Genomic DNA, 22071 nt, shown 5'->3' with positions numbered 1-22071 from the left:
AACTCAAGTGATATGGGCAGAATTTTTGACTTTATAACCTTATATAAAGAAAAATACGCAAAGGACATCATGGTGGCAGGTCGAGATGGAAACGGCCAGTGGAAAACGTATTCTACCAAAGAGTACACCGACGCGATTGACACCTTAAGCAGGGCGTTACTTAAACTAGGCCTCAAAAAAGGTGATCGGGTCGGAATCATGTCCGGCAACCGTCCCGAATGGAATTTAGTTGATTTTGCCTGCAATCAAATCGGTCTCGCAACTGTTCCCCTCTATCCCACATTATCTGCACAGGATCTTTCATTTATCGTGAATGACTCGGATGTCAATGTACTCTTTGTCAGCAACAGCGAATTGACAGACCGTATTGAACAAGCGATCAGGGAGCACGGTATACACCCACAACTGTATACTTTTGATGCCATTGAAAATTATACCCAGCTAAAAACATTCATCGAAACAGCAAAAGATGACTCAACTGATCTAGCTCCGCTTCGTGATGCAGTCACAGAAGATGATCTGCTAACCTTAATTTACACTTCAGGTACCACAGGACGCCCTAAAGGCGTATACTTGTCCCACAAAAATGTATACAGCAACGTCTTGGCCTGCAATCATCTCATCCGATCAGATTTCAAAACGGCGCTAAGCTTTCTTCCGCTATGCCATATCTTTGAACGCATGGTAGTATATATGTACTATTCGAAAGGAATTCAGATTTATTTTTCGGAAACCTTAGACAATGTCGTTGCCGATATCAACGATGTCAAACCGGATGTCTTCACCACAGTACCGCGTGTACTGGAAAAAGTATACGATAAGATTATTGAAAAAGGGAAAGCCTTAACGGGATTAAAAAAGAAAATTTTCTTCTGGGCTGTTGATCTCGGCCTGAAATTTCAAGAACCTGAACGAAATGGACCGCTTTACAATCTCAAACTTGCGATTGCTAGAAAACTCATATTTTCCAAATGGCAAGAAGCTCTTGGCGGAAATATTAAAATTATCGTGTCAGGTGGCGCTGCCCTTCAAGAACGTTTAGCGCGTGTATTCTGGGCTGCTGGACTTAAAGTGCTCGAAGGTTATGGGTTAACTGAAACCTCCCCCGTAATTGCGGTAAACTCGTACTTACCCAATGGATTGAAATTTGGGACGGTAGGGAAACCCCTCAAAAACTTAGAAGTTAAAATTGCTTCAGATGGCGAAATCCTTGTCAAAGGTCCTAGTATCACGACTGGCTATTATAAAAATGAAGAAGCCACGAAAGAGGCTTTTGACGATCATGGATTCTTCAAAACAGGCGACATCGGAGAAATAACATCCGATGGTTTCCTTAAAATCACCGATCGAAAAAAGGAAATGTTTAAGACGGCAGGTGGTAAATATATTGCCCCCCAATCCATTGAAAACAAACTCATGGAATCTACATTAATCGGACAAGTCATGGTTTTCGGAGAAAATAGAAAATTTCCTGGAGCCTTGATTGTTCCTGCATTTGATGTGCTGTCAAAATGGGCAAGCCAAAAAGGTATTTCCAGTGGTTCAAACGAAGAAATCATCAAAAATCCAGAAGTAATCCAAAAATATCAGGAAGAAATTAACCGATTATCTACTAACTTTGGGCATTGGGAAATTGTCAAGAAATTTATTCTTCTTCCAAAGGAATGGACAATCAACGACGGTCAATTGACACCAAAATTGAGTTTAAAACGAAAAATTATTTTAAAAGAGAACGAAGCCGTAATCGACAAATTGTATCAGGAACAAAACCAAGAATAGCAATTTGCACGATTATTGGGGCTGATCATCTTATTATGAAGCACGTTACACTACGAGATTTATTTACACTCGCCTACTGGAAAAACATTTGGCATGTCTTAGTTGATGCCTTTAATGGATTCAATGATGACAAATGTATGAAGAAGAGTGCTTCATTGGCTTACTATACTGTCTTCTCCATCGGCCCACTTCTTATGATTGTGATCTGGTGTATCGGCTTCTTCTACGGAGAACATCTTCAGAGTGGATCTTCGGCGCAGGATCAGGTGTTGGAGGAAGTCATGGTTCTTTTTGGACAGGATGTAACAACGCAGATCCAGTCCTATCTTCAAAAGATAACTTTCGAGAATAAATCTAATATGGGGATCACGATAGGCATTGTTACATTGATTCTCTCCTCTACGACCTTATTCGTTGATATACAAGACTCCATAAACAATATCTGGAAAGTAAAACCGAAACCCAAAAAAGGCTGGTTAAAATTGATCATCAATAGATTGATTTCTTTTTCCATCGTGATCGCCTTGGGCTTTTTACTAATTGCTTCACTCATGATCAATGGAGTTATCGTTGCCGTGACCAATTTAGTTATGACCTATTTTCCCTTTATTCCCATTGCGCTTATCTCGTGGGTAAATACAGGCATCACTTTCTCGGTCATTGTCATTTTATTTGGCTTTATCTTTTCTTTCCTTCCCGATGCCAAAGTAAAATTCAGAGACATGCTCGGGGGAGCCATTTTTACAGGTTTACTTTTCATGTTAGGCCGGTACGGCATTTCAATCTATCTGAATCTCTCTTCCACAGCCAGCTTTTATGGAGCCGCAGGATCGATAATTGTCATGTTATTATGGATCTACTATTCGGCTGCGATATTGTATTTTGGAGCAGAATTCACCAAGTTTTATGCCATTAAATTTGGCGCGGGCATTGTGCCTTCCACATTTGCGGTAGCGGTTGAACAGACGGAAAAAGTTAAAAAAACAGGAAGCGACGCCGAAGCACATGTTGGAGACACCATTCAGGTCTTAAAACAATAAATTTATTTTTTGTCTTTTTTACCACTGATGGAACCGTCTATACCGATGACGTCAATGACTTTGTCTCCAATCTGCGTGATATCGGATTTTAACCCGATCATGACGGTAAAAATATTAACAGGCCTATCCTGTATCTTCCTAAAATTATGGAGATAACCAAGCTCGAGCCCTAAAAAGAAGCCATTAAATTTGTAATCTGCGCCAGCCCCCAATTTACTGGAAAAATTCAGATGATTTTTATTCTCCATCTTGACGAGCTTTTGATCTGCTAGCACACGCGCTCTCGGCTCACTCGCCAGACCAACGCCAGGCCCAGCAAAACCGTAGATATTCAGTCTACGCATCTGTTTCCTAATCCCGCCCGAGAATGAAAAAGTATAGAAATTCGTATTGGCATCTTCTATGCGGTATTCGAAATCGGGATCAATTAAGGGTTGTTTGTACTTAAATGAAAGTGTATAAAGCGTGGGGGATACAAAAAACATTGAATTTTTCAGGGATATATCTAAACCAATACTACCCGAAAACTTTGGCGAAAGTATATCTTTGGTTTTCCCGATCGGAAAACCCATTCCGGTTGTACCCCAATAGTAAACTTTTCGATAATGTATCGTATCAACGCCGCCCTGAGCCCGTATAGAGCTCCAACACAAAGAAAGAAGGAGAAAAGTAAAAAAGAATTGTTTCATTTAAATGCGTTCAATATTGAATAACAACAATATTAAACGCATTTTGTTCAAAAAATCGTCCGACTATAGATAACTTTTTGATTGCGGCCCTTGGTTGAACAACAAATCGATAATACTCAAATCTGGGTAAAATCCATTTTTATCAGAGAAAACCTGATAATATTCTTTTGGATCAGGCCATATACTTTCTTTTTTGGGATGTATAAGGTTGCGGAAATCGATCGCTTCTAACGGCTCGGCCACATACGCTTCTGTAAACCCTATTGTTCGTTTAAGTTTGATTGATTTTAGAATAAGCTCCAGCTGGGCCACATTAAAATCGACGAGATAGTCATATTTACCTTCGTAAAACCGTATAAAATCATCCTCATAATACTCAAAATATGCAGAACTCCGGTAAGCGGTCTGTATACTTAACCAGTGTAAACGTTGCCAGTTAAATTCATAACTTATCCGAATATCTCTCATGGGAACTCGTTCTTTATTGCCATGTTGAATGGGTACGATCAAATCCTGCACACCATTTGCTGAAGCAATGCGTGCCCGCGTACGATAGCTCTGCTTTTGAAAATGCTCGTATTTCTCGATGAACAAAGGAAGATTATGCTCTTGTATTGTATGAAAATAAGATATTGGTGGAAGATAACATGCCGGAAGTAATAACTGCGATTCCATAAAAACTGATGATTTTTGTTATAAGTGACGCAAAAATAACTTAAATTAAGGATATTTGTAAAGAACACTGGGAATTTTAGCTATAGCATGAAACAAAAAGCGTTAAACGCATTAATCTATATCATCTCTCTTCTCCCCTATTGGTTTCTATATTTGATCTCCGATGGGCTTTATTACATACTCTACTATATGATTGGATATAGGAAGAATATTGTATTTCAAAACTTAAAGAATGCTTTTCCAGAAAAAACGGATAAAGAACGCCTGGTTATCGCCAAAAAGTTTTACCGTTTTTTCCCGGATCTCCTTGTCGAATCGATCAAATTGAAAACGATTACGGCTGAGGAAGTCAAGAAAAAGATGACTTTGGAAGATGTAGAAGAATTGACGAGACACCTCGAGGCAGGCAAAAACGTAATCGGGGTGACTTCACATTATGCCAATTGGGAGCTTGGTATTCACCGTTTGAGTTTAATCACAAACTTCCCTACACTGATAGTATACAAACCACTCAACAACAAAGACATTGACACGGTGTACAATGACATGCGGGGACGGTTTGGCGCCGAAATGGTACCAATGAAACAAATACTCCGTCATATCGTCAAGTTGAAGGGCCAGCCCAATATCAGTATACTCGTTGCGGATCAAACACCGCTGTATTCGGATTCCGATTATTTTATTAATTGGCTAAATCAGGAAACATTGGTCTATACAGGAGCCGAAAGACTTTCTAGAATAAGTAAAGCACCTGTGGTCTATTGTTATATCGGAAGAAAGCCCAAAAGAGGGCAGTATTTCTGTAAATTCGTTACTTTAATCGAAGATCCAAGTGGCTTTGGCGAGCATGAAATTACCGATATACACAATCAATTTGCTGAACAGCTTATTCGTGAAAACCCAGAATATTGGTTATGGTCACATAATCGCTGGAAAAGAAAACGTAGAAAATGAGTAAATTACCCAAAGTAGCTGTCGTTATCCTCAATTGGAATGGTCGATTTTTCCTGGAAAAATTTTTGCCATCCGTATATAATAGTTCGTATCCGAATGTCGAATTTGTCATTGGAGACAATGCCTCCGATGATGATTCAATTTCATTTGTGAAACAGTACTATCCGACGATTACTATACTTGAAAATGATAAAAACTATGGCTTCGCAGGAGGTTATAACAAAATACTGCAGCGTGTAGATGCTGATTACTATGTACTCCTGAATTCGGATGTCGAAGTGAGCCAAAACTGGATTGAACCCGTGATTGAATACTTGGAAAGAAACCCTTCCCTGGCAGCAGCACAGCCCAAAATACGTTCATTTCATGACAAGCAGAAGTTTGAACATGCCGGAGCCGCCGGTGGCTATCTGGATTACTTTGGCTTTCCATTCTGCAAAGGGAGAATCCTACATGAAGTAGAAGATGATGCGGGACAGTACGATAAGGAATCTGAGATCTTTTGGGCATCTGGAGCTGCGCTTTTTATTCGCTCAAAAGCCTGGAAGGAAGCAGATGGCCTTGATGAAGATTTCTTTGCTCATATGGAGGAAATCGACCTGTGTTGGCGATTAAAGAAAATGGGCTACGGCATAGGTTATTGCCCTAAATCTGTTGTTTATCATGTTGGTGGAGGAACCCTCAATGCAAGTAATCCCAAAAAGACTTACCTCAATTTTAGGAATAATATGGTCATGCTGCAAAAAAACCTACCGCTAGGCAAAGCCATATGGATTATTTTCATCAGGCTTTGGTTTGACTTTGCTGCCCTTGCTAAGTTTCTGATCGACAGAAAACCTAAGGATGCTTGGGCAATCAGTCGTGCGCATCAGTATTTCTTCTTGAATATTTTCAAAAATGCTAAAAAACGAAAAAAATACAAGGCGAAAGAAAATACAAAAGGGCATTACACAAAATCAATTATCATTGATTTTTACACAAATAACAAACATAAATTTTCACAGCTAAATCCAGAGGATTTTAAATAGCATATTATTTTCCCAAAACACAAAATGCAGAAAACCGCATTTTAAAAATAAAGCAGTCATTACAACAAGATTCTTTATTTATTTTATTTAAACGTACTTTTTATTTGTAATTTTGCAAAATGTTGGTGATGGATATTGAAAAAAAGATAAAAGACTTAACGGCAGAGCTCAACCATTATAACTATCAATACTATGTATTGGCGAACAGTGTTATTTCGGACTACGACTTCGACCTCAAATTAAAGGAACTCGAAGCGCTGGAAGCTCAATATCCCAACTTTGCCGACCCCAACTCCCCTACACAGCGTATTGGTGGAGACATTACCTCCCGATTTCAAACGGAAAAACACCGCTGGCCAATGCTTTCATTGGGCAACACATACAATCAGGAGGAATTACTTGACTTCGACCAGCGGATCCGCAAAATCATCGGCGATCAGTTCGAGTATGTTTGTGAATTAAAATTTGACGGTTTATCCATCAGCTTGACTTATGAAAATGGCTTACTAAGTAAAGCCGTTACACGCGGGGATGGTACACAAGGCGATGTTGTCACCAACAACGTTAAAACGATTCGTTCTATCCCGATCAAACTCAAAGAAGGAGATTATCCAGATCAATTCGAAATACGAGGTGAAATATTTATGCATAAATCAGCTTTTCTCCGCCTGAATAAGGAACGAGCCGATAATGAGGAGCAAACCTATGCCAACCCAAGAAATTTCGCTTCTGGAACCATCAAACTCCAAGATTCTGCTGAAGTTGCCAAGCGCCCATTGGACTGTTTCCTTTACTTTTTGTACTGCGACAACAGAACAAATCTATTTCACGATCATTGGAATAGCTTAAACCATGTCAAAGACTGGGGATTCCACGTCAGCGAGCATAGCAGAAAATGCAGCACATTAACCGATGTTTTTGCATTTATTGACTATTGGGATGTCGAACGTCACAACCTAGGATATGAAATTGATGGAATCGTTATTAAAGTAAATGATTACGCACAACAGGAAGAGCTTGGCTTTACGGCCAAAAATCCACGTTGGGCAATATCCTATAAATTCAAAGCCGAGCGTGTAGAAACCATTCTTAACTCGATTAGTTATCAAGTTGGACGTACCGGCGCTGTTACACCTGTTGCCAATCTTCAACCTGTACAGCTGGCAGGCACAACCGTAAAACGCGCTTCCTTACACAATGCAAATGAAATCGCACGTCTCGACCTACACGAAGATGACACTGTTTTTGTGGAAAAAGGGGGCGAAATTATCCCTAAAATAATTGGGGTAAACCTCGACAAAAGGTTATCGGGATCGACAAGTTTTGTCTACCCGACTTCCTGTCCGGAATGTGGCACAGTACTTATACGGCAAGAAGGGGAAGCAGTACACTACTGCCCGAATGAAACTGGATGTCCGCCGCAAATTGTTGGCAAAATGCAACATTTTATCGGACGAAAAATGATGGATATCGAAGGAATGGGAGATGAGACCGTGGATACTTTCTTCAAGAAAGGTTTGCTACACAACATCGTTGACATCTATGGCCTGAAAGACCATCAAGATGACCTACAACAACTGGAACGTTTCGGTCAAAAATCAATCGATAACATGCTCAATGGCATTGAAAAATCCAAAGAAAAACCCTTTGAAAAAGTTTTGTTTTCGCTTGGAATACGTCATGTCGGCGAGACAATTGCAAAAAAATTGGCGCAGCATTTCAAAAATATTGATGCGCTAGCCCAAGCCTCAACAGAAGAAATCGAAGGAGTACAAGATATTGGACGCCGTATCGCGGAGAGCGTCAAAGAATACTTAGACAATCCAATTCATCAACAACAGATTGTTGCACTGCGGAATTATGGCTTAAATTTCGAAATTGAGGAAAAGGAGATTATCCTGGCGAGCAATTCACTTGAAGGGAAAACTTTTCTGATTTCCGGTGTATTTGCAGAACATTCACGTGAAGAGCTGGCAGCTGTAATTGAAAGCAATGGCGGAAAGATGTTATCTTCCATTTCTGCCAAACTAAGCTATCTCGTGGCAGGAGATAAAATGGGACCGTCCAAACTAGCGAAGGCTGAAAAATTGGGTATCCCGATGATTAATGATCAAGAACTATTTGAACTCATTAATCCCAAGTAAGTTTTTTTAATTAAATTTATATAAATACAAAAACAAGATGAACGAGCTTCACGGCGCAGGAGTAGCATTAGTCACTCCTTTTAACTCAGATGAATCTGTTGATTTCGAAGCATTAGGTCAGCTAATTGACTTGCAAATCAACGAAGGTATGGATTATTTGGTTTCTTTAGGTACAACTGGAGAAGTTGCCACTTTAACCAATGATGAACGAAAGCGCATCTGGGATTTTACTGTCAAGCGCGTGAACGGTAGACTACCCTTGGTTGCTGGAATTGGTGGAAATAATACAGCCGAAATTGTGGAGCAAATTAAAAACTTTGATCCAACAGGTTTTTGCGCAATTCTATCGGTATCTCCTTACTACAACAAACCAACACAAGAAGGCATTTACCAGCATTATAAGGCTGTTGCAAGCGCCTCTCCACTTCCGGTTATTTTATACAATGTACCTGGACGTACGGGTAGCAATATAACAGCACAGACAACATTGCGACTGGCCAATGATTTTTCGAATATCGTAGCCATCAAAGAAGCTTCCGGCAATTTTGCACAATTCAGCGAAATTCTACGGGATAAACCAGCAGAATTTCTATTGATTTCCGGAGACGATCCGGTTACCTTGCCGATGATGTCGCTTGGCGCTGCTGGTATCATTTCAGTGATCGGAAATGCGTTACCGAAAAAGGTAGCCACATTAGCGAAGTTATGTGCTGAAGGCAATTATGCCGAAGCTAGATCAATCCACAATGAACTTCTTAACATCACAGATCTATGTTTTATTGAAGGAAACCCAGCTGGTGTAAAATACATTCTGCAGGAATTGGGGATTGGAAAAGATCAATTAAGGCTTCCTTTAGTGCCTGTTAGCGAAAAAATCCAGGCAGCTATCAAAGAAGAATTAAAGAAATTGAACTAAGATATAGTCGAATTCGTTTGAGAAAAAGTTTAGATTCCAGGAAAGGGTCTAAACTTTTTTATTTCAAAGCATTGCAACATAACAATATAATAACTACCTTTGCACTTCCACAAAAGTGGAATTTTAAATAACAAAATTAATTAACAAAATGCAACAGTACGAATCTGTAATCGTTCTTACCCCGTTGCTTTCTGATGATGCTGCGAAAGAAGTAATCGCAAAATTCAAAAACATCTTAACAGAAGGCGGAGCCGAGATTGTCGCTGAAGACAATTGGGGTTTGAAAAAATTAGCGTATCCAATCCAGAAAAAAACTACTGGATTTTATCACTTAACTGAATTCAAGGCTCCAGGTGAATTAATCAATAAATTAGAGGTTGAATACAAACGTGATGAGCGCATTATGCGTTTCTTGACTGTAAGCTTAGACAAACATGCTAAAGCATACAACGAGAAAAAACGTAGCGGTGCATTCAACAAAAAAGCTGAAACTAAAACTGAGGAGGGCGCAAACTAATGGCTAACGAAAATATCCAATACGTAACTGCTCCTAAAGTAGAGGACAACCGTAAAAAATACTGTCGTTTCAAAAAGAATGGTATCAAATATATCGATTATAAAGATGCTAACTTCTTGATGAAATTTGTAAATGATCAAGGTAAAATCTTACCTCGTCGTTTAACTGGTACATCTTTGAAATTTCAACGTAAAGTAGCTCAAGCTGTTAAACGTGCTCGTCACATCGGCTTATTACCTTACTTAGCTGATGCAATTAAATAAGGAGGACGATAGAGAATGGAAGTAATTTTAAAACAAGATATCAAAGGCTTAGGTGAGCAAAACGATATCGTTAATGTAAAACCAGGTTTCGGTCGTAACTACTTAATCCCGCAAGGATTTGCTATCCAAGCGACTGAATCTGCAAAGAAAGTTTTAGCTGAGAACATCAAACAAGCTCAGTTCAAACAAGAAAAAATCAAAAAAGACGCTACTGAATTAGCAGGTAAATTGGAAGCTATCAAACTTTCAATTGGTGCTAAAGCAGGTGAATCTGGTAAAATCTTTGGTAAAGTAAACAGCATCCAAATTGCTGATGCGTTGAAAGCAAAAGGTTTTGATGTAGATCGTCGTCGTATCACTTTCGAAGTTGAACCTAAAGAATTAGGTGAATACATCGCTAACTTAAACTTACACAAAGAAGTGAAAGTTCAAGTTCCTTTCGAAGTAATTGCTGAATAATTCAGTTTATTTAGTCAATAATATAAAGCGGCTATCCTTTCGGATAGCCGCTTTTGTTTTACCCCTACTTTACCCCCAAAAAAAACTCGCGTTACGGAGAGCAACGCGAGGCATAATCTAGGGTATTTGAAAGGGAAAATCTTTATCAATCTCTATTTTTTTTCAAAAAAAACAACTCTTAAACTATCGAATCATAAAAAAACTATCAAAATCAAGAAAATCGGAACAAATTATTTTCGAAACTCAATTTCAATACTCAAAAGAAGCAAAAAATATTCATTTTTACAAATTAAATTCATTTTTTTTCTAAAAAAAAACACAAATAACTTAAAAAAACAAAAATATCAATAGAAAAATCAGTAAAACTCAAAAAAACATGAAATAACAAGAGTATAAAATCAAGAAAACACTATAAAAAAAATAAAATCAGCATAAAAACAAACAAAAAATTGTAAAAACAAGATAAAAACAGTAAAAAATTAAAAAAAATAGCCTAAAACACAATGTTTCAGGCTATTTTTTTTAATTTTTCCGCTAAATTATGCTAATTGTTTTTCCAATTTCTCGTTCAATACTGATTTTGGAACAGCTCCAATTTGTTTATCAACGATTTCTCCATTTTTAAAGAACAATAAAGCTGGAATATTACGAATGCCATAACGAACAGAAATCTCTGGATTTTCATCTACATTCACTTTTCCTACAACAGCTTTACCTTCATAATCCTTAGCCAATTCTTCAACCACAGGACCTACCATACGGCAAGGACCACACCACTCTGCCCAAAAATCGATTAATACTGGTTTGTCTGCTTTTAAGACAACTTCTTCAAAGTTGCTATCTGTAATTTCTAATGCCATAATCTTTTAATTTTATAAACCGAAGTTATATCTATAATACTATTTAATTGCTAAAATCAATAAACAAAGATAGTAACTACTACCAATGTATTTGTAATCTTAATTACACAAATTCTAATCCAAACTAATTCAATCGGTAATTTATCCCTTCAAACTTATCTATACAGTCCAAAAATTCATTTGTTAGGTTTATTTTCAGACTTTTAGCTGGCATTTCGACAGATATTTCATCTTGGGGATCCCAGATTTTAAACTTTAATTGACAATTTGGCACAACTCCCTCGATCTCATTTTGCGCCAGTATATCCTTGATACCATCAAGAAATGCTTCGTTCAACTTAGGTAAAGGAATATTGATCGTAAAACTCTTCGCCATCTTCTCACGAAGATCCGAAAGCAACTGCACACTGCGTAGCTCAAAGCCCCAATTTCCAACCTGTCTGAAACGCTCCTGTACCAAACCCCGCAATTGCACAAAATATCCCTCTTGCAAATATCCCTTCAACTTGACATATTCTTCACCGAAAACTGCCATATCATAAGAATCACTATAATCCTCGATGATAAATGACGCAAAAGGCTTACCCGTCTTCGTCAATCGATGGTTTGCCGATGCGATAATACCACCAATCACCAATTCTTTGTTCTTGATCCGATTAAACTCAAGCAAAGTCTCTTCATCGACCTCTGCCGCCTTAACCTTATTGATCAAGGCCAAATCTGACACCGAATTCTGACAAAAATGTTCAATCTCAAACCGGTAGGTATCCAAGGGGTGACTGGTCAGATAAATACCGATAACATCTTTTTCATATTTAAGCTTTTCAATCAATCCCCATTGCGGACATGGCGCCAAAACCGGCTCAGGCAATTCTGCAGCCCCTCCTACACCAAACAAGCTCGCTTGGGCCGAACTTTCATTTTCCTTAAAGCGCTGGCCAAATCGGATCGCCTTTTCCATTCCTGTTGAATTTTCATCCGAATGAAAATATTGTGCACGGTGCGTATTCTCAAAACTATCAAAGCCTCCAGCATAAGCCAGACTCTCAAAAGCTTTCTTGTTGACCGCACGAAGATCGATTCGTTTAGCCATATCAAAAACAGATTTATACAATCCTGATTGCCGTGTTTGCACGATAGCGTCTACCGCTCCTGCCCCAACACCTTTCACCGCACCTATTCCAAAACGAATAGCTCCAGATTCATTTACCGTAAACTTATAATAGGATTCATTCACATCTGGACCCAATACCTGCAAGCCCATTCGTTTACATTCCTCCATAAAGAATGTCACCTGCTTGATATCATTCATGTTATTGGAAAGTACCGCAGCCATGTATTCCGCAGGAAAATGCGCTTTTAAATAAGCGGTCTGATAAGCAACCCAAGCATAACAGGTCGAGTGGGATTTATTAAATGCATAACTCGCAAAAGCTTCCCAGTCGGTCCAAATCTTCTCCAGAACTTTTGCATTATGCCCTTTCTCCTCTGCCTGCGAAACAAACTTCGGCTTCATCTTATCGAGTACAGCCTTTTGCTTCTTACCCATAGCCTTACGCAAGACATCGGCATCACCTTTTGAAAATCCCGCAAGCTTCTGGGACAAGAGCATAACCTGCTCCTGGTAGACTGTAATACCGTAGGTTTCCTTGAGGTATTCCTCACAAGCATCCAAATCGTAAACAATGGGGTCTATACCGTGCTTACGCTTAATAAAACTTGGAATATATTCGATTGGTCCCGGACGATAGAGTGCATTCATCGCAATCAAATCGGCAAATACTGTCGGCTTAAGGTCGCGCATGTATTTCTGCATTCCAGGAGATTCATACTGGAACACCCCTATGGTTTCTCCACGCTGAAAGAGCTCATACGTAAGCTCATCGTCGATCGGAAACTGATCCGGATCCAGCACAATACCATGACTTAATTTGACATTTTCAACCGTATCTTTAATCAGTGTCAGTGTCTTTAAACCCAAAAAGTCCATTTTCAGCAAACCGGCACTTTCAACAACGTGGTTATCGAACTGCGTCACATAAAGATCAGAGTCTTTTGCCAAAGAAACAGGAACGAAATTAGTAATATCGTCTGGTGTAATAATAACACCACAGGCATGGATACCTGTATTTCGTACAGAACCCTCCAAAACCCGGGCCTGTCTGATCGTTTCCGCTTCCAATCCAGCACCATCCGCAATAGATTTCAATCTATTGACGGCTTCAATTTCCTCAGTCCTTAGCTTTTCCTTTAAACCGGCATCATCTAAAGTAAAAATCTTGGATAATTTAAGGTTCGGAATCAGCTTGGCAATTTCATTGGCATCACCCAAAGGTAAGTCCAATACACGCGCTGTATCTTTGATGGATGACTTTGCTGCCATTGTACCATAGGTAATAATCTGGGCAACTTGACTAGCACCATATTTATTGATTACATATTGCATGACACGTCCACGTCCCTCGTCATCAAAATCGATATCAATATCAGGCATGGACACACGGTCGGGATTTAAGAAACGCTCAAAAAGCAAGTCATATTTAATCGGATCGATATTGGTAATTCCCAAACAATAAGCTACTGCCGAACCAGCAGCAGATCCCCGTCCCGGCCCCACGGAAACTCCCATATCCCGGGCCGCCGCAATAAAATCCTGAACAATCAAAAAGTAACCTGGATACCCCGTTTTCTCAATGGTAGCCAACTCAAAGTCAAGACGTTCGCGAATATCATCTGTTATTTCCTCATAACGCTTCTCAGCCCCCACATAACAAAGATGCGCCAGGTATTTATTTTCACCACGTTTTCCCCCATCTTCAAGATCGGCTTCCACCTGAAATTCCTCAGGAATATCAAATTTAGGTAATAGGACATCGCGGTTTAACTTAAATATCTCTACCTTATCGACAATCTCCTGAATATTTAGAATCGCTTCGGGCAAATCTTTAAAAAGGGCCTTCATTTCATCTGAAGATTTGAAATAATATTCCTGATTGGGTAAACCAAAACGGAATCCACGTCCCCTACCTTTTGGAGTCGATAGCTTTTCACCATCTTTCACACAGAGCAAAATATCATGCGCATGTGCATCGCCTTTCTTCTCGTAATATGTATTATTGGTCGCAACAACTTTGACCTGATATTTGCGGGAAAATTTAAGCAAGGTTTGATTCACACGATCCTCATCTTCCTGACCATGACGCATTAATTCCAGGTAAAAATCATCCCCAAATTGTTCTTTCCACCACAGCAAAGCCTCTTCGGCCTGACTCTCACCTATATTCAGTATTTTATTCGGCACCTCGCCTTGTAGGTTACCTGACAAAGCGATAACATCTTCCTTGTATTGAAGAATAAGATCTTTATCAATCCGCGGCACATAATAGAAGCCCGCGGTATAAGCAAAAGAAGCCAGTTTAGCCAAATTATGGTACCCCCGTTTATTTTTCGCCAATAACACAATCTGATAACCATTATCCTTCCTCGACTTATCTTTGTGGTTTTCACAAACAAAAAATTCACAACCAACAATTGGCTTTAAAAGCTGACCAGTAGGCTCCTCTCCATTCTCAACTGCCTCCGCATTTTGCGCTTCAACTTCTTTATTATGACTTATAACACGAGAGACAAACTCAAAAGCCCCCATCATATTTCCGTGGTCCGTTAATGCAACAGCAGGCATATTATCCTTCACCGCTGCCGAAACTAACTTATCGTACGACATCGTCGACTGCAGGATCGAAAACTGAGAGTGGTTATGTAAATGGGCAAATTTGGCATCCTTTAAAGCTGCTAACGCGTCCGCATCAACGACAACCTTGACTTCATCTGGCTGAGACCGTTTTCTAATTTCATCAGAAGCTGCTTTTAGGTTGATATGTTTCAGTCCAACAGTGGGTATAGGCCCCGGATTGTTGGCTTTAAAATCGACAAAGTAGCCCGTATCGACCTGAAGTTCTTCGGCAGTGAACACCTCTCTTCTTACAAGCTCCAGAAAACAACGTGTTGTCGCTTCAACGTCGGCTGTTGCATTATGTGCCTCAGCAAATGGCACTCCAAATAAATAGGAATGCAACTCAGTCAAATTGGGTAGTTTAAAGCGTCCACCACGACCGCCTGGAATTTTCAGAAGTTCAGCTGTTACTTCCGTACAGGTATCCAATACAGGCATATTAGCCATATTGGACGTAACACCATAACGGTAAAATTCACAGCCCATGATATTCAAATCAAAACCAATATTTTGTCCAACAACAAACTTGGCTTTATTCAATGCCACATTGAATTTCTCTAAGACCTCCTGGAGCGGCAATCCCTGCTCTTCTGCCAATGCAGTCGATATGCCGTGTATTTTTTCAGAGTCATAGGGTATATCAAATCCATCTGGCTTAATCAAGAAATCGTGATGTTCGACCAAATTTCCCATCTCATCATGAATCTGCCAAGCCAATTGAATACAGCGAGGCCAATTGTCCGTATCGGTAATTGGTGCGTCCCAACGCTTAGGCAAACCCGTCGTTTCCGTATCGAAAATAATATACATAAAATTCTAACCCTCTTTAATACAACACATTAAATGCAAGACAATTTACATTTTTTTGAACTTGAAATTTACGAAATTATTAGAGAAGATTATGTCAGATTTTTGCGAAAATCCACTAAAGAAAATCTAGCGCCACACGATACCGCCTACCGGTTCCGCTTCAACAAGAAATAACATCATAAACTCCTCAATCTTCTTTTTTTTATGTGTATCCCATGAGTAAATATCAAACCAAATCGTAAAGCCCCCGGCCTCTTTTTTTCGTATATATTGAAGGAGCCAAGTTTATATCAAATTAACAACACATTTAATACGTATCTAATAGGGACCTCATAGGGACCTCATAGGGACCTCATTCGGATGAAGCCCTATAATCTACCTATTAAGTCCCTTTTATTTCAGGTTTTATTTCCTTTTAATTACAAATTTGACATTCACCTTTCTTCCACCAATGTGGTAAAATTCTCATGGTCTGTAGGAGATAAAACGCCTCAGATTTAATATTGTAATAGTTACACTATCCTAAGTATTTAGTATATTTGGTTTTGACCCAAAAATCCATGATTAAAGCGATCTTTTTTGACATCGATGGAACTTTGCTAAGTTTCAAAACACATCAGGTTCCCGAATCTACTCAACAGGCATTTCAATTATTAAAAGAAAAAAACATCAAGGTATTTGTTTCAACAGGACGATCCTACAATCAGCTGGGACATATTCGTTACCTCGATTTTGATGGATATATCACCTTCAATGGCGGGTATTGCGTCACAAAGGAACAGGAAGTCATTTATAAAAATAACATCCCTCAAAAAGACATTCGCTCCTTATTGGATTATGCTAAAAAGCGTGAGGACCTGACTTTTTCATTTATGTCCGAAAAGGAAATTTCCTTAAACCAGGTTACACCTGAGGTACAACGAATGTACGAACAGGTCAATGTGCCGACACCACCTATTCGGGATTACGAAAAGGATTTTGATCTGGACTCCGTTATGCAGGTCAATGTTTTCATCAATCCTGAAGAAGAAGCTGAATTCATGGAAAATGTGATGCCAAATTCAGTTGCTTCGAGATGGACGCCCATTTTTGCGGATGTAAATCCGATGGGGCAAAGCAAAAAAATTGGAATAGATGTTTTTTTAGATCATTTCAACTTTACCTTGGAAGAAACTATGTCATTTGGCGATGGCGGAAATGATATTACCATGCTAGCGCACACCCACATTGGAATTGCTATGGGTAATGCAAATCCCGAGGTAAAGGAAATTGCAGATTATATAACAGACAGTGTTGATGAAAATGGTATCTGGAATGCATTAAAACACTTCAATATCATCTAAAGTTGGATAGTTAAAGTTATTCGAGAAGTATTGCTGTTGCTATTCATCAGCAAATTATGTTTTTCCGGAAAAAGATAGTCCAATCGCTGTCTAAAATCACGTATCAGTGTACTGCTAAATTGACTTTCCAGATAATGGTTCACACGATAGCTAACTTCAAGCATAATCAACTTGGATGAGCCCGATAATCGGATCCGTACAGGATGAGAAGACATCGTATTATAACCATTCTCAACAGCATGCTGTACCACAGGAAAAAGAATGAGCGGCGGCAACATCATCTCCTCCTGAGACTGAAGCTTATTTTCCCATTTGACTGTAAAACCTGCTGGAAGAAAACGTTCAGCCAATTGCAAATATTGGTTCAACAAGCTAAGCTCCACCTGCATCGACTCCAATCGGTCAACATGAAGCTTAAGCAACTGCTCTTGGAAAGCAAAAAAGTCGGCTGGATCTATTTTGTTACTTTGTATTAGGTGATCGATCAAAAAACTGTCCAGCTGACTGTTCCTAAAAGACAACCTATCTGCCAGTGCCAAAAGCGCTTCATTTCTTACACTCTTTTTACCCAAAAAACGATTGATTATACTTGACATTTCTTAAATTGCTGTAGATTAGAAACACAAAAATAAGGAAACATTATGTCAAATATTGCAATAGTTATTGAAGAAAGAGCCGCTGACATAGGCAATTTCTTAGTTGGGCGACTTCTTCCTTTCAGGCAGAAACGTATGGTCGGCCCTTTTATCTTCATTGACCACATGGGACCTGATAACATTGCCGAACCGCACTTTATGGATATTGCACCACATCCGCATATCGGGTTATCCACATTGACTTATCTATTCGAAGGTAGCATTATGCACCGGGACAGCTTAGGAAATGCCGTTGAGATCAAACCTGGAGCAGTCAATTGGATGACGGCAGGTAAGGGTGTCACACACTCCGAAAGAACCCCGGAACAACTGCGATCGACGCCGCACGACCTCCATGGACTGCAGATTTGGGTGGCCCTACCAAAAGAACTCGAAAAAATGGAGCCTAATTTTGTTCACATAGAAGAACCGCAACTTCCACATTGGACCGAAGATGGCGTATCCTATCGCTTAATTGCAGGAGAAATTAAAGATCACCGTTCCGAGGTCCCCGTATACAGCCCATTATACCTTATTGAAATCAAAGCGGAAAAAGATGCAACTATTAAACTAGGTGATCATCTATATGGCGAAAGTGGATTATATATCCTGCATGGGACTGTTCATGCGGAAGGTCAGGAATTCGGTCCAAAGCAGATTTTAGTTGCCAAAGATGCGAAACTATGTGAATTCAAAATGGAGGCTGGAACCTCGGTCTACATTTTTGGTGGCGAACCTTTTCCTGAACAACGCTATATCGACTGGAACTTCGTCGCTTCGGACATTGAAACATTAAAAATAGCGCGCGAAAAATGGGAAAAACATGAATTTCCAAAAGTTCCTGGAGATGACGGCTATATTCCAATCCCGCCAGTAAATCCAACTTTAGGGCAGAAAAAAGCTTAGCAGCACTATTTCTTCATTTAAACTTGGCAATCGCAAACGTATCTGCCGTACGGGATTACAATTGGAAGGACAAAACAGACGAAAACAAAAAGGCTGGAAATTGTGGACAATTTCCAGCCTTTTTATTGAATAAATCTTAAAGTCAACTGTTGCAAAGAAGTACTAATGGGCTATCCCGCTCACACCACCGGAAACAACCAATTTCATGGCATCTGTTGGCGACATATCTAATTTTTTCACCTTGTCTGCACTGATAATGACAACCTGTCCCGCAAAAGAATATGAATATGGAAAATACACCATAACCTCTTCTTCAAGCCCAATGCTTTTTAAATCATGTTGCGTTAAGAAACCTATCTTCTTCAGACCAAACTCATTCACCGTTACCAAGACAGGTTCATTAAATTTCTTTGCATCACCAACAAAGGCCTCTGTAAAATCTTTAATCGAAGAATATAATGTATTTAAAAGTGGAATCCGCTGGATCTGATGATTAATCCACACTTTAATTGGATCTGTAACAAAATTTGTAAAAATAAGCCCTGCCAAAACCAACACCAAAATAACGGTCAGAATACCTATTCCCGGAATATACAAGGGATGCCCTCTATCATCTTCCAAAAAATGTTCAGTTAGATTCAATGCCGAATCAACTGATGCAACAATCCAAACTATTAAAAAAATAGCACCAGCTAGAGGAACCACCACCAGGATACCTCTTATCAAATAATTAATAAAGCCTCTAATTAATTTGCTAAACATGAATTGAAAATCAAATATTATTCAAAAATGCAGAATATCCTTTATTATTCATAAAAATATACTCTTTTTACGCGTTGGGAAATACTGGTCAGCAGTTCATAAGGGATCGTTCCTATAGCCTTCGCTGCTGACTTTATATCAGGGTACACGATAACTTCATCTTCCTCTCCAACTTCCACATCCGTTACATCCAGCATACACATATCCATACAGATATCACCAATAGTAGGGACTAAAAAACCGTTAACCAACATTTTACCGACACCATTACCAAAACGCCTATCGTAACCGTCCGCATAACCAATTTTAATCGTGGCGATCTTACTATCTCTATACAGAACACCGTGCCTATTATAACCTACGGTCTCACTTGCCGGGAGGTATTTAATTTGCGTCACATTAGTTTTCAAGGTACTCGCCTCCCTAATGGGTAAATCATGCCGCTCAATATCGATACCATAGAGACCGATCCCCAATCGTACCATATCAAAATACGCATTCGGCCACAGTTCAATACCCGAGGTTGCTGCAATATGACGTAGAAAGGAATATCCTAGACCACTTTCTAGACGTTTCGTAAAGTCATCCAGCAGATCAATTTGTCGCTGTGTAAATTCCCGGTCCTTTTCATTTCCTGCAGACGCTAAATGGGAAAAGGCAGATTTAACCTCTAAAACCGCTTCCGTACGCAACACAGCTATTAAACGATTGACCTCGTCAGGCATAAAACCCAACCGATGCATGCCAGTATCTATCTTAATATGAATCGGAAAGGAAGTTATCTGTTTCGTTTTCAGAAAATTCAAGAAGGAAAACAATATTCTAAAGCTATAAATCTCCGGTTCAAGGTTGTACTGAACGATGGACTCAAAAGAACTTTCATCCGGACTCATTACCACAATAGGCAATGTGATTCCTGCACCGCGCAAATCCACCCCCTCATCCGCAAAAGCGACCGTCAGATAATCCACCCGATTGAATTGCAAAAGATTTGCAATCTCGAAACTTCCACTACCGTAAGAGAAAGCTTTGACCATCGTCATCAGCTTCACCTGTTTTGGCAGCAATTGTCGATAAACGTTCAAATTATTCTCGAGTGCATTCAAATTGATTTCAAGCACTGTATCATGTGATTTTGCGACCAAAAGCTGACTGATACGTTCAAAATGAAACTCCCGTCCTCCTTTCAGTAATACCGTCGCATTTTCAAAAGAAAGCGACCTTATATCGGCCAAAAAAGCAGCAGTATCGCTATATGAAATGGAAGGCACATCAAATTGTGCAGCCAATTTAGGCAACACTTCACCTATCAATATCAATTTATCCAAACGATACTCACTAAGCAAACGTCTCAGCTTGGACAAGCTTTTTTCATCTTCGATAGTAACACCGGGAATATCCGATAATATCAACATCTTGAACGGATGCTGGCCCTGTTGATTTAAAAACTCCAGGGCTATTTGTAGTGCATCCAGATCATTACTATACGAGTCATCGATAATGGAGCTATTCTTTTTTCCTTTTTTTAACTCAAGACGCATCGCCACAGGCTGCAATTCTTTAATCCTTGATGCGATCACTTCATTTTCATAACCAAAACGTAGCATCACCGCTACACAATTTATGGCATTCTCAACATTTCCTTTATCCACAAACGGTACTTCAACAGCAAAGGTGCGCCCGGTATAATAGAAGGTTACCATAGTAAATCGGTCGTTGACCTGTTTGATGGAATACACCTCCAAAGAAAGCCCCTCATCAAGCCCCCAGGAAAATTTTCGTGGCCGATAAGGCAATTGAACATTTTCTAGGTAAGTATTCGGAAAAATCATGGTTTCAACATGTTTAAACAACTCGAGCTTTTCATAAATCTTTTCCTCCTTCGATTTAAAACCGGCTTTATGTGCCACACCAATGTTGGTCAATAGTCCTATGGTTGGTTTTATCATCTGCTCAAGGCGCTGCATTTCTCCTTTCTCTGAAATTCCTGCTTCGATCAGCGCAAGATTATACTGATCGGATAGTCCCCATAACGAAAGTGCCACACCGAGCTGAGAGTTATAACTCTTGGGACTTCTATAGATCTTATATTCAGGAGACATCAGCTGAAAAAGCCATTCTTTCACTATCGTTTTACCATTGCTACCAGTGATTCCAATGACCGGGTAATCGAATTTCTGCCGATGAAAAGTTGCCAGTTCCTGCATAGCGACCAAGCTATCCGCTACCCAAAGAATGTTAGCCTCCAAAAACTCCATTTCCTGTGCACTATCGATTTGAAGCACAAAATTACGAACTCCCTTATCATAAGCTTCTCTAATATAACGGTGGCCATCTCTATTCTTCTGAAGTGCAAAAAAAATCCCGTTGTCCGCTTGGACAATTTTACGGCTGTCGTAAAATAAATGCTGGACAAAAGAATTGGGATCCGTGATAAATGTGCGATTGGGATGTAAAATCTGGGCGATTTCCGATATTTTGTACATTCTCCTGATATTTTTGATTGTGTCAAAACTGAACATTTTTTTAGTTATTTCATATTATTTTTGAAATTTTGA

General features: G+C 39.4%; 18 protein-coding genes. 11 read left to right on the top strand and 7 right to left on the bottom strand.

The window, feature by feature from the left end; translation table 11 throughout:
* The first annotated feature begins 12 nt into the window (after positions 1–12).
* Together B3600_RS12980 and B3600_RS12975 are read left to right on the top strand one after the other, a co-directional pair.
* Positions 13–1779, top strand: coding sequence for an AMP-dependent synthetase/ligase (locus tag B3600_RS12980; protein ID WP_070566044.1), 1767 nt, complete (start codon positions 13–15; stop codon positions 1777–1779).
* Between the two features lie 35 nt (positions 1780–1814).
* On the top strand, positions 1815–2819 hold the full coding sequence (locus B3600_RS12975) for a YihY/virulence factor BrkB family protein (protein WP_070566046.1): 1005 nt from the start codon (positions 1815–1817) through the stop codon (positions 2817–2819).
* A 2-nt stretch (positions 2820–2821) separates the two neighbouring features.
* Here B3600_RS12975 and B3600_RS12970 read toward each other — a convergent pair whose 3' ends face one another.
* A complete protein-coding gene (locus B3600_RS12970; RefSeq protein WP_070566050.1) occupies positions 2822–3508 on the bottom strand; it encodes a hypothetical protein in 687 nt (228 codons plus the stop codon).
* Positions 3509–3571: 63 nt separating this feature from the next.
* Positions 3572–4183: a WbqC family protein gene (locus B3600_RS12965; protein ID WP_286753196.1), complete on the bottom strand. Its 612-nt coding sequence runs from the start codon at positions 4181–4183 to the stop codon at positions 3572–3574.
* An 87-nt stretch (positions 4184–4270) separates the two neighbouring features.
* Here B3600_RS12965 and B3600_RS12960 point away from each other — a divergent pair, with 87 nt between their 5' ends.
* The 7 genes from B3600_RS12960 (at position 4271) to rplI (ending at position 10464) form a co-directional block, all read left to right on the top strand.
* Entirely contained in the window at positions 4271–5137 is an 867-nt protein-coding gene (locus B3600_RS12960) for a lysophospholipid acyltransferase family protein (protein ID WP_046671746.1), read from the top strand.
* Positions 5134–6165 (top strand): glycosyltransferase family 2 protein, encoded by a 1032-nt coding sequence (locus tag B3600_RS12955; RefSeq protein WP_046671747.1) that lies wholly within the window; start codon positions 5134–5136, stop codon positions 6163–6165. Before B3600_RS12960 ends, B3600_RS12955 begins: the two co-directional genes overlap by 4 nt.
* Before the next feature lie 119 nt (positions 6166–6284).
* Positions 6285–8309, top strand: coding sequence for an NAD-dependent DNA ligase LigA (gene ligA / locus B3600_RS12950; protein ID WP_070566058.1), 2025 nt, complete (start codon positions 6285–6287; stop codon positions 8307–8309).
* A gap of 37 nt (positions 8310–8346) precedes the next feature.
* Positions 8347–9225, top strand: coding sequence for a 4-hydroxy-tetrahydrodipicolinate synthase (dapA, locus tag B3600_RS12945; RefSeq protein ID WP_046671749.1), 879 nt, complete (start codon positions 8347–8349; stop codon positions 9223–9225).
* Positions 9226–9373: 148 nt separating this feature from the next.
* Positions 9374–9742 (top strand): 30S ribosomal protein S6, encoded by a 369-nt coding sequence (gene rpsF / locus B3600_RS12940; RefSeq protein WP_046671750.1) that lies wholly within the window; start codon positions 9374–9376, stop codon positions 9740–9742.
* Positions 9742–10005 (top strand): 30S ribosomal protein S18, encoded by a 264-nt coding sequence (rpsR, locus tag B3600_RS12935; protein ID WP_028071347.1) that lies wholly within the window; start codon positions 9742–9744, stop codon positions 10003–10005. Before rpsF ends, rpsR begins: the two co-directional genes overlap by 1 nt.
* A gap of 15 nt (positions 10006–10020) precedes the next feature.
* Positions 10021–10464, top strand: coding sequence for a 50S ribosomal protein L9 (rplI, locus tag B3600_RS12930; protein WP_046671751.1), 444 nt, complete (start codon positions 10021–10023; stop codon positions 10462–10464).
* Positions 10465–11003: 539 nt separating this feature from the next.
* Here rplI and trxA read toward each other — a convergent pair.
* Both trxA and dnaE read right to left on the bottom strand, forming a co-directional pair.
* A complete protein-coding gene (trxA, locus tag B3600_RS12925) occupies positions 11004–11324 on the bottom strand; it encodes a thioredoxin (RefSeq protein ID WP_046671752.1) in 321 nt (106 codons plus the stop codon).
* A 124-nt stretch (positions 11325–11448) separates the two neighbouring features.
* Complete coding sequence (gene dnaE / locus B3600_RS12920; protein WP_070566062.1) at positions 11449–15867, bottom strand: DNA polymerase III subunit alpha; 4419 nt, start codon at positions 15865–15867, stop codon at positions 11449–11451.
* A gap of 560 nt (positions 15868–16427) precedes the next feature.
* Here dnaE and B3600_RS12915 point away from each other — a divergent pair.
* Positions 16428–17210: a Cof-type HAD-IIB family hydrolase gene (locus tag B3600_RS12915; protein ID WP_046671754.1), complete on the top strand. Its 783-nt coding sequence runs from the start codon at positions 16428–16430 to the stop codon at positions 17208–17210.
* Here B3600_RS12915 and B3600_RS12910 read toward each other — a convergent pair.
* On the bottom strand, positions 17207–17806 hold the full coding sequence (locus B3600_RS12910) for a hypothetical protein (RefSeq protein ID WP_201638684.1): 600 nt from the start codon (positions 17804–17806) through the stop codon (positions 17207–17209). The two genes, B3600_RS12915 and B3600_RS12910, sit on opposite strands and share 4 nt — an antisense overlap.
* 45 nt (positions 17807–17851) lie before the next feature.
* On the opposite strand from B3600_RS12910, the gene B3600_RS12905 reads away from it, so the two are divergent.
* On the top strand, positions 17852–18751 hold the full coding sequence (locus B3600_RS12905; RefSeq protein WP_046671756.1) for a pirin family protein: 900 nt from the start codon (positions 17852–17854) through the stop codon (positions 18749–18751).
* 162 nt (positions 18752–18913) lie between these two features.
* Here B3600_RS12905 and B3600_RS12900 read toward each other — a convergent pair whose 3' ends face one another.
* Positions 18914–19513, bottom strand: a complete 600-nt coding sequence (locus B3600_RS12900; RefSeq protein ID WP_046671757.1) for a DUF502 domain-containing protein — start codon at positions 19511–19513, stop codon at positions 18914–18916.
* A 44-nt stretch (positions 19514–19557) separates the two neighbouring features.
* Positions 19558–21999 (bottom strand): bifunctional UDP-N-acetylmuramoyl-tripeptide:D-alanyl-D-alanine ligase/alanine racemase, encoded by a 2442-nt coding sequence (locus B3600_RS12895; protein WP_286753195.1) that lies wholly within the window; start codon positions 21997–21999, stop codon positions 19558–19560.
* Positions 22000–22071 lie beyond the last annotated feature (72 nt).

This window comes from Sphingobacterium sp. UBA2480 (assembly GCF_002341965.1).
GTDB lineage: Bacteria > Bacteroidota > Bacteroidia > Sphingobacteriales > Sphingobacteriaceae > Sphingobacterium > Sphingobacterium multivorum.
The sequence above is the reverse complement of the archived record's forward strand: the minus strand, read 5'-3'. Positions and strand labels throughout refer to the sequence as shown.

Coding starts and splice junctions, on each gene's coding strand:
- B3600_RS12980 (WP_070566044.1), top strand. CDS start 13: ATGGGCAGAATTTTTGACTTTATAACCTTATATAAAGAAAAATACGCA.
- B3600_RS12975 (WP_070566046.1), top strand. CDS start 1,815: ATGAAGCACGTTACACTACGAGATTTATTTACACTCGCCTACTGGAAA.
- B3600_RS12970 (WP_070566050.1), bottom strand. CDS start 3,508: ATGAAACAATTCTTTTTTACTTTTCTCCTTCTTTCTTTGTGTTGGAGC.
- B3600_RS12965 (WP_286753196.1), bottom strand. CDS start 4,183: ATGGAATCGCAGTTATTACTTCCGGCATGTTATCTTCCACCAATATCT.
- B3600_RS12960 (WP_046671746.1), top strand. CDS start 4,271: ATGAAACAAAAAGCGTTAAACGCATTAATCTATATCATCTCTCTTCTC.
- B3600_RS12955 (WP_046671747.1), top strand. CDS start 5,134: ATGAGTAAATTACCCAAAGTAGCTGTCGTTATCCTCAATTGGAATGGT.
- ligA (WP_070566058.1), top strand. CDS start 6,285: ATGTTGGTGATGGATATTGAAAAAAAGATAAAAGACTTAACGGCAGAG.
- dapA (WP_046671749.1), top strand. CDS start 8,347: ATGAACGAGCTTCACGGCGCAGGAGTAGCATTAGTCACTCCTTTTAAC.
- rpsF (WP_046671750.1), top strand. CDS start 9,374: ATGCAACAGTACGAATCTGTAATCGTTCTTACCCCGTTGCTTTCTGAT.
- rpsR (WP_028071347.1), top strand. CDS start 9,742: ATGGCTAACGAAAATATCCAATACGTAACTGCTCCTAAAGTAGAGGAC.
- rplI (WP_046671751.1), top strand. CDS start 10,021: ATGGAAGTAATTTTAAAACAAGATATCAAAGGCTTAGGTGAGCAAAAC.
- trxA (WP_046671752.1), bottom strand. CDS start 11,324: ATGGCATTAGAAATTACAGATAGCAACTTTGAAGAAGTTGTCTTAAAA.
- dnaE (WP_070566062.1), bottom strand. CDS start 15,867: ATGTATATTATTTTCGATACGGAAACGACGGGTTTGCCTAAGCGTTGG.
- B3600_RS12915 (WP_046671754.1), top strand. CDS start 16,428: ATGATTAAAGCGATCTTTTTTGACATCGATGGAACTTTGCTAAGTTTC.
- B3600_RS12910 (WP_201638684.1), bottom strand. CDS start 17,806: ATGTCAAGTATAATCAATCGTTTTTTGGGTAAAAAGAGTGTAAGAAAT.
- B3600_RS12905 (WP_046671756.1), top strand. CDS start 17,852: ATGTCAAATATTGCAATAGTTATTGAAGAAAGAGCCGCTGACATAGGC.
- B3600_RS12900 (WP_046671757.1), bottom strand. CDS start 19,513: ATGTTTAGCAAATTAATTAGAGGCTTTATTAATTATTTGATAAGAGGT.
- B3600_RS12895 (WP_286753195.1), bottom strand. CDS start 21,999: ATGTACAAAATATCGGAAATCGCCCAGATTTTACATCCCAATCGCACA.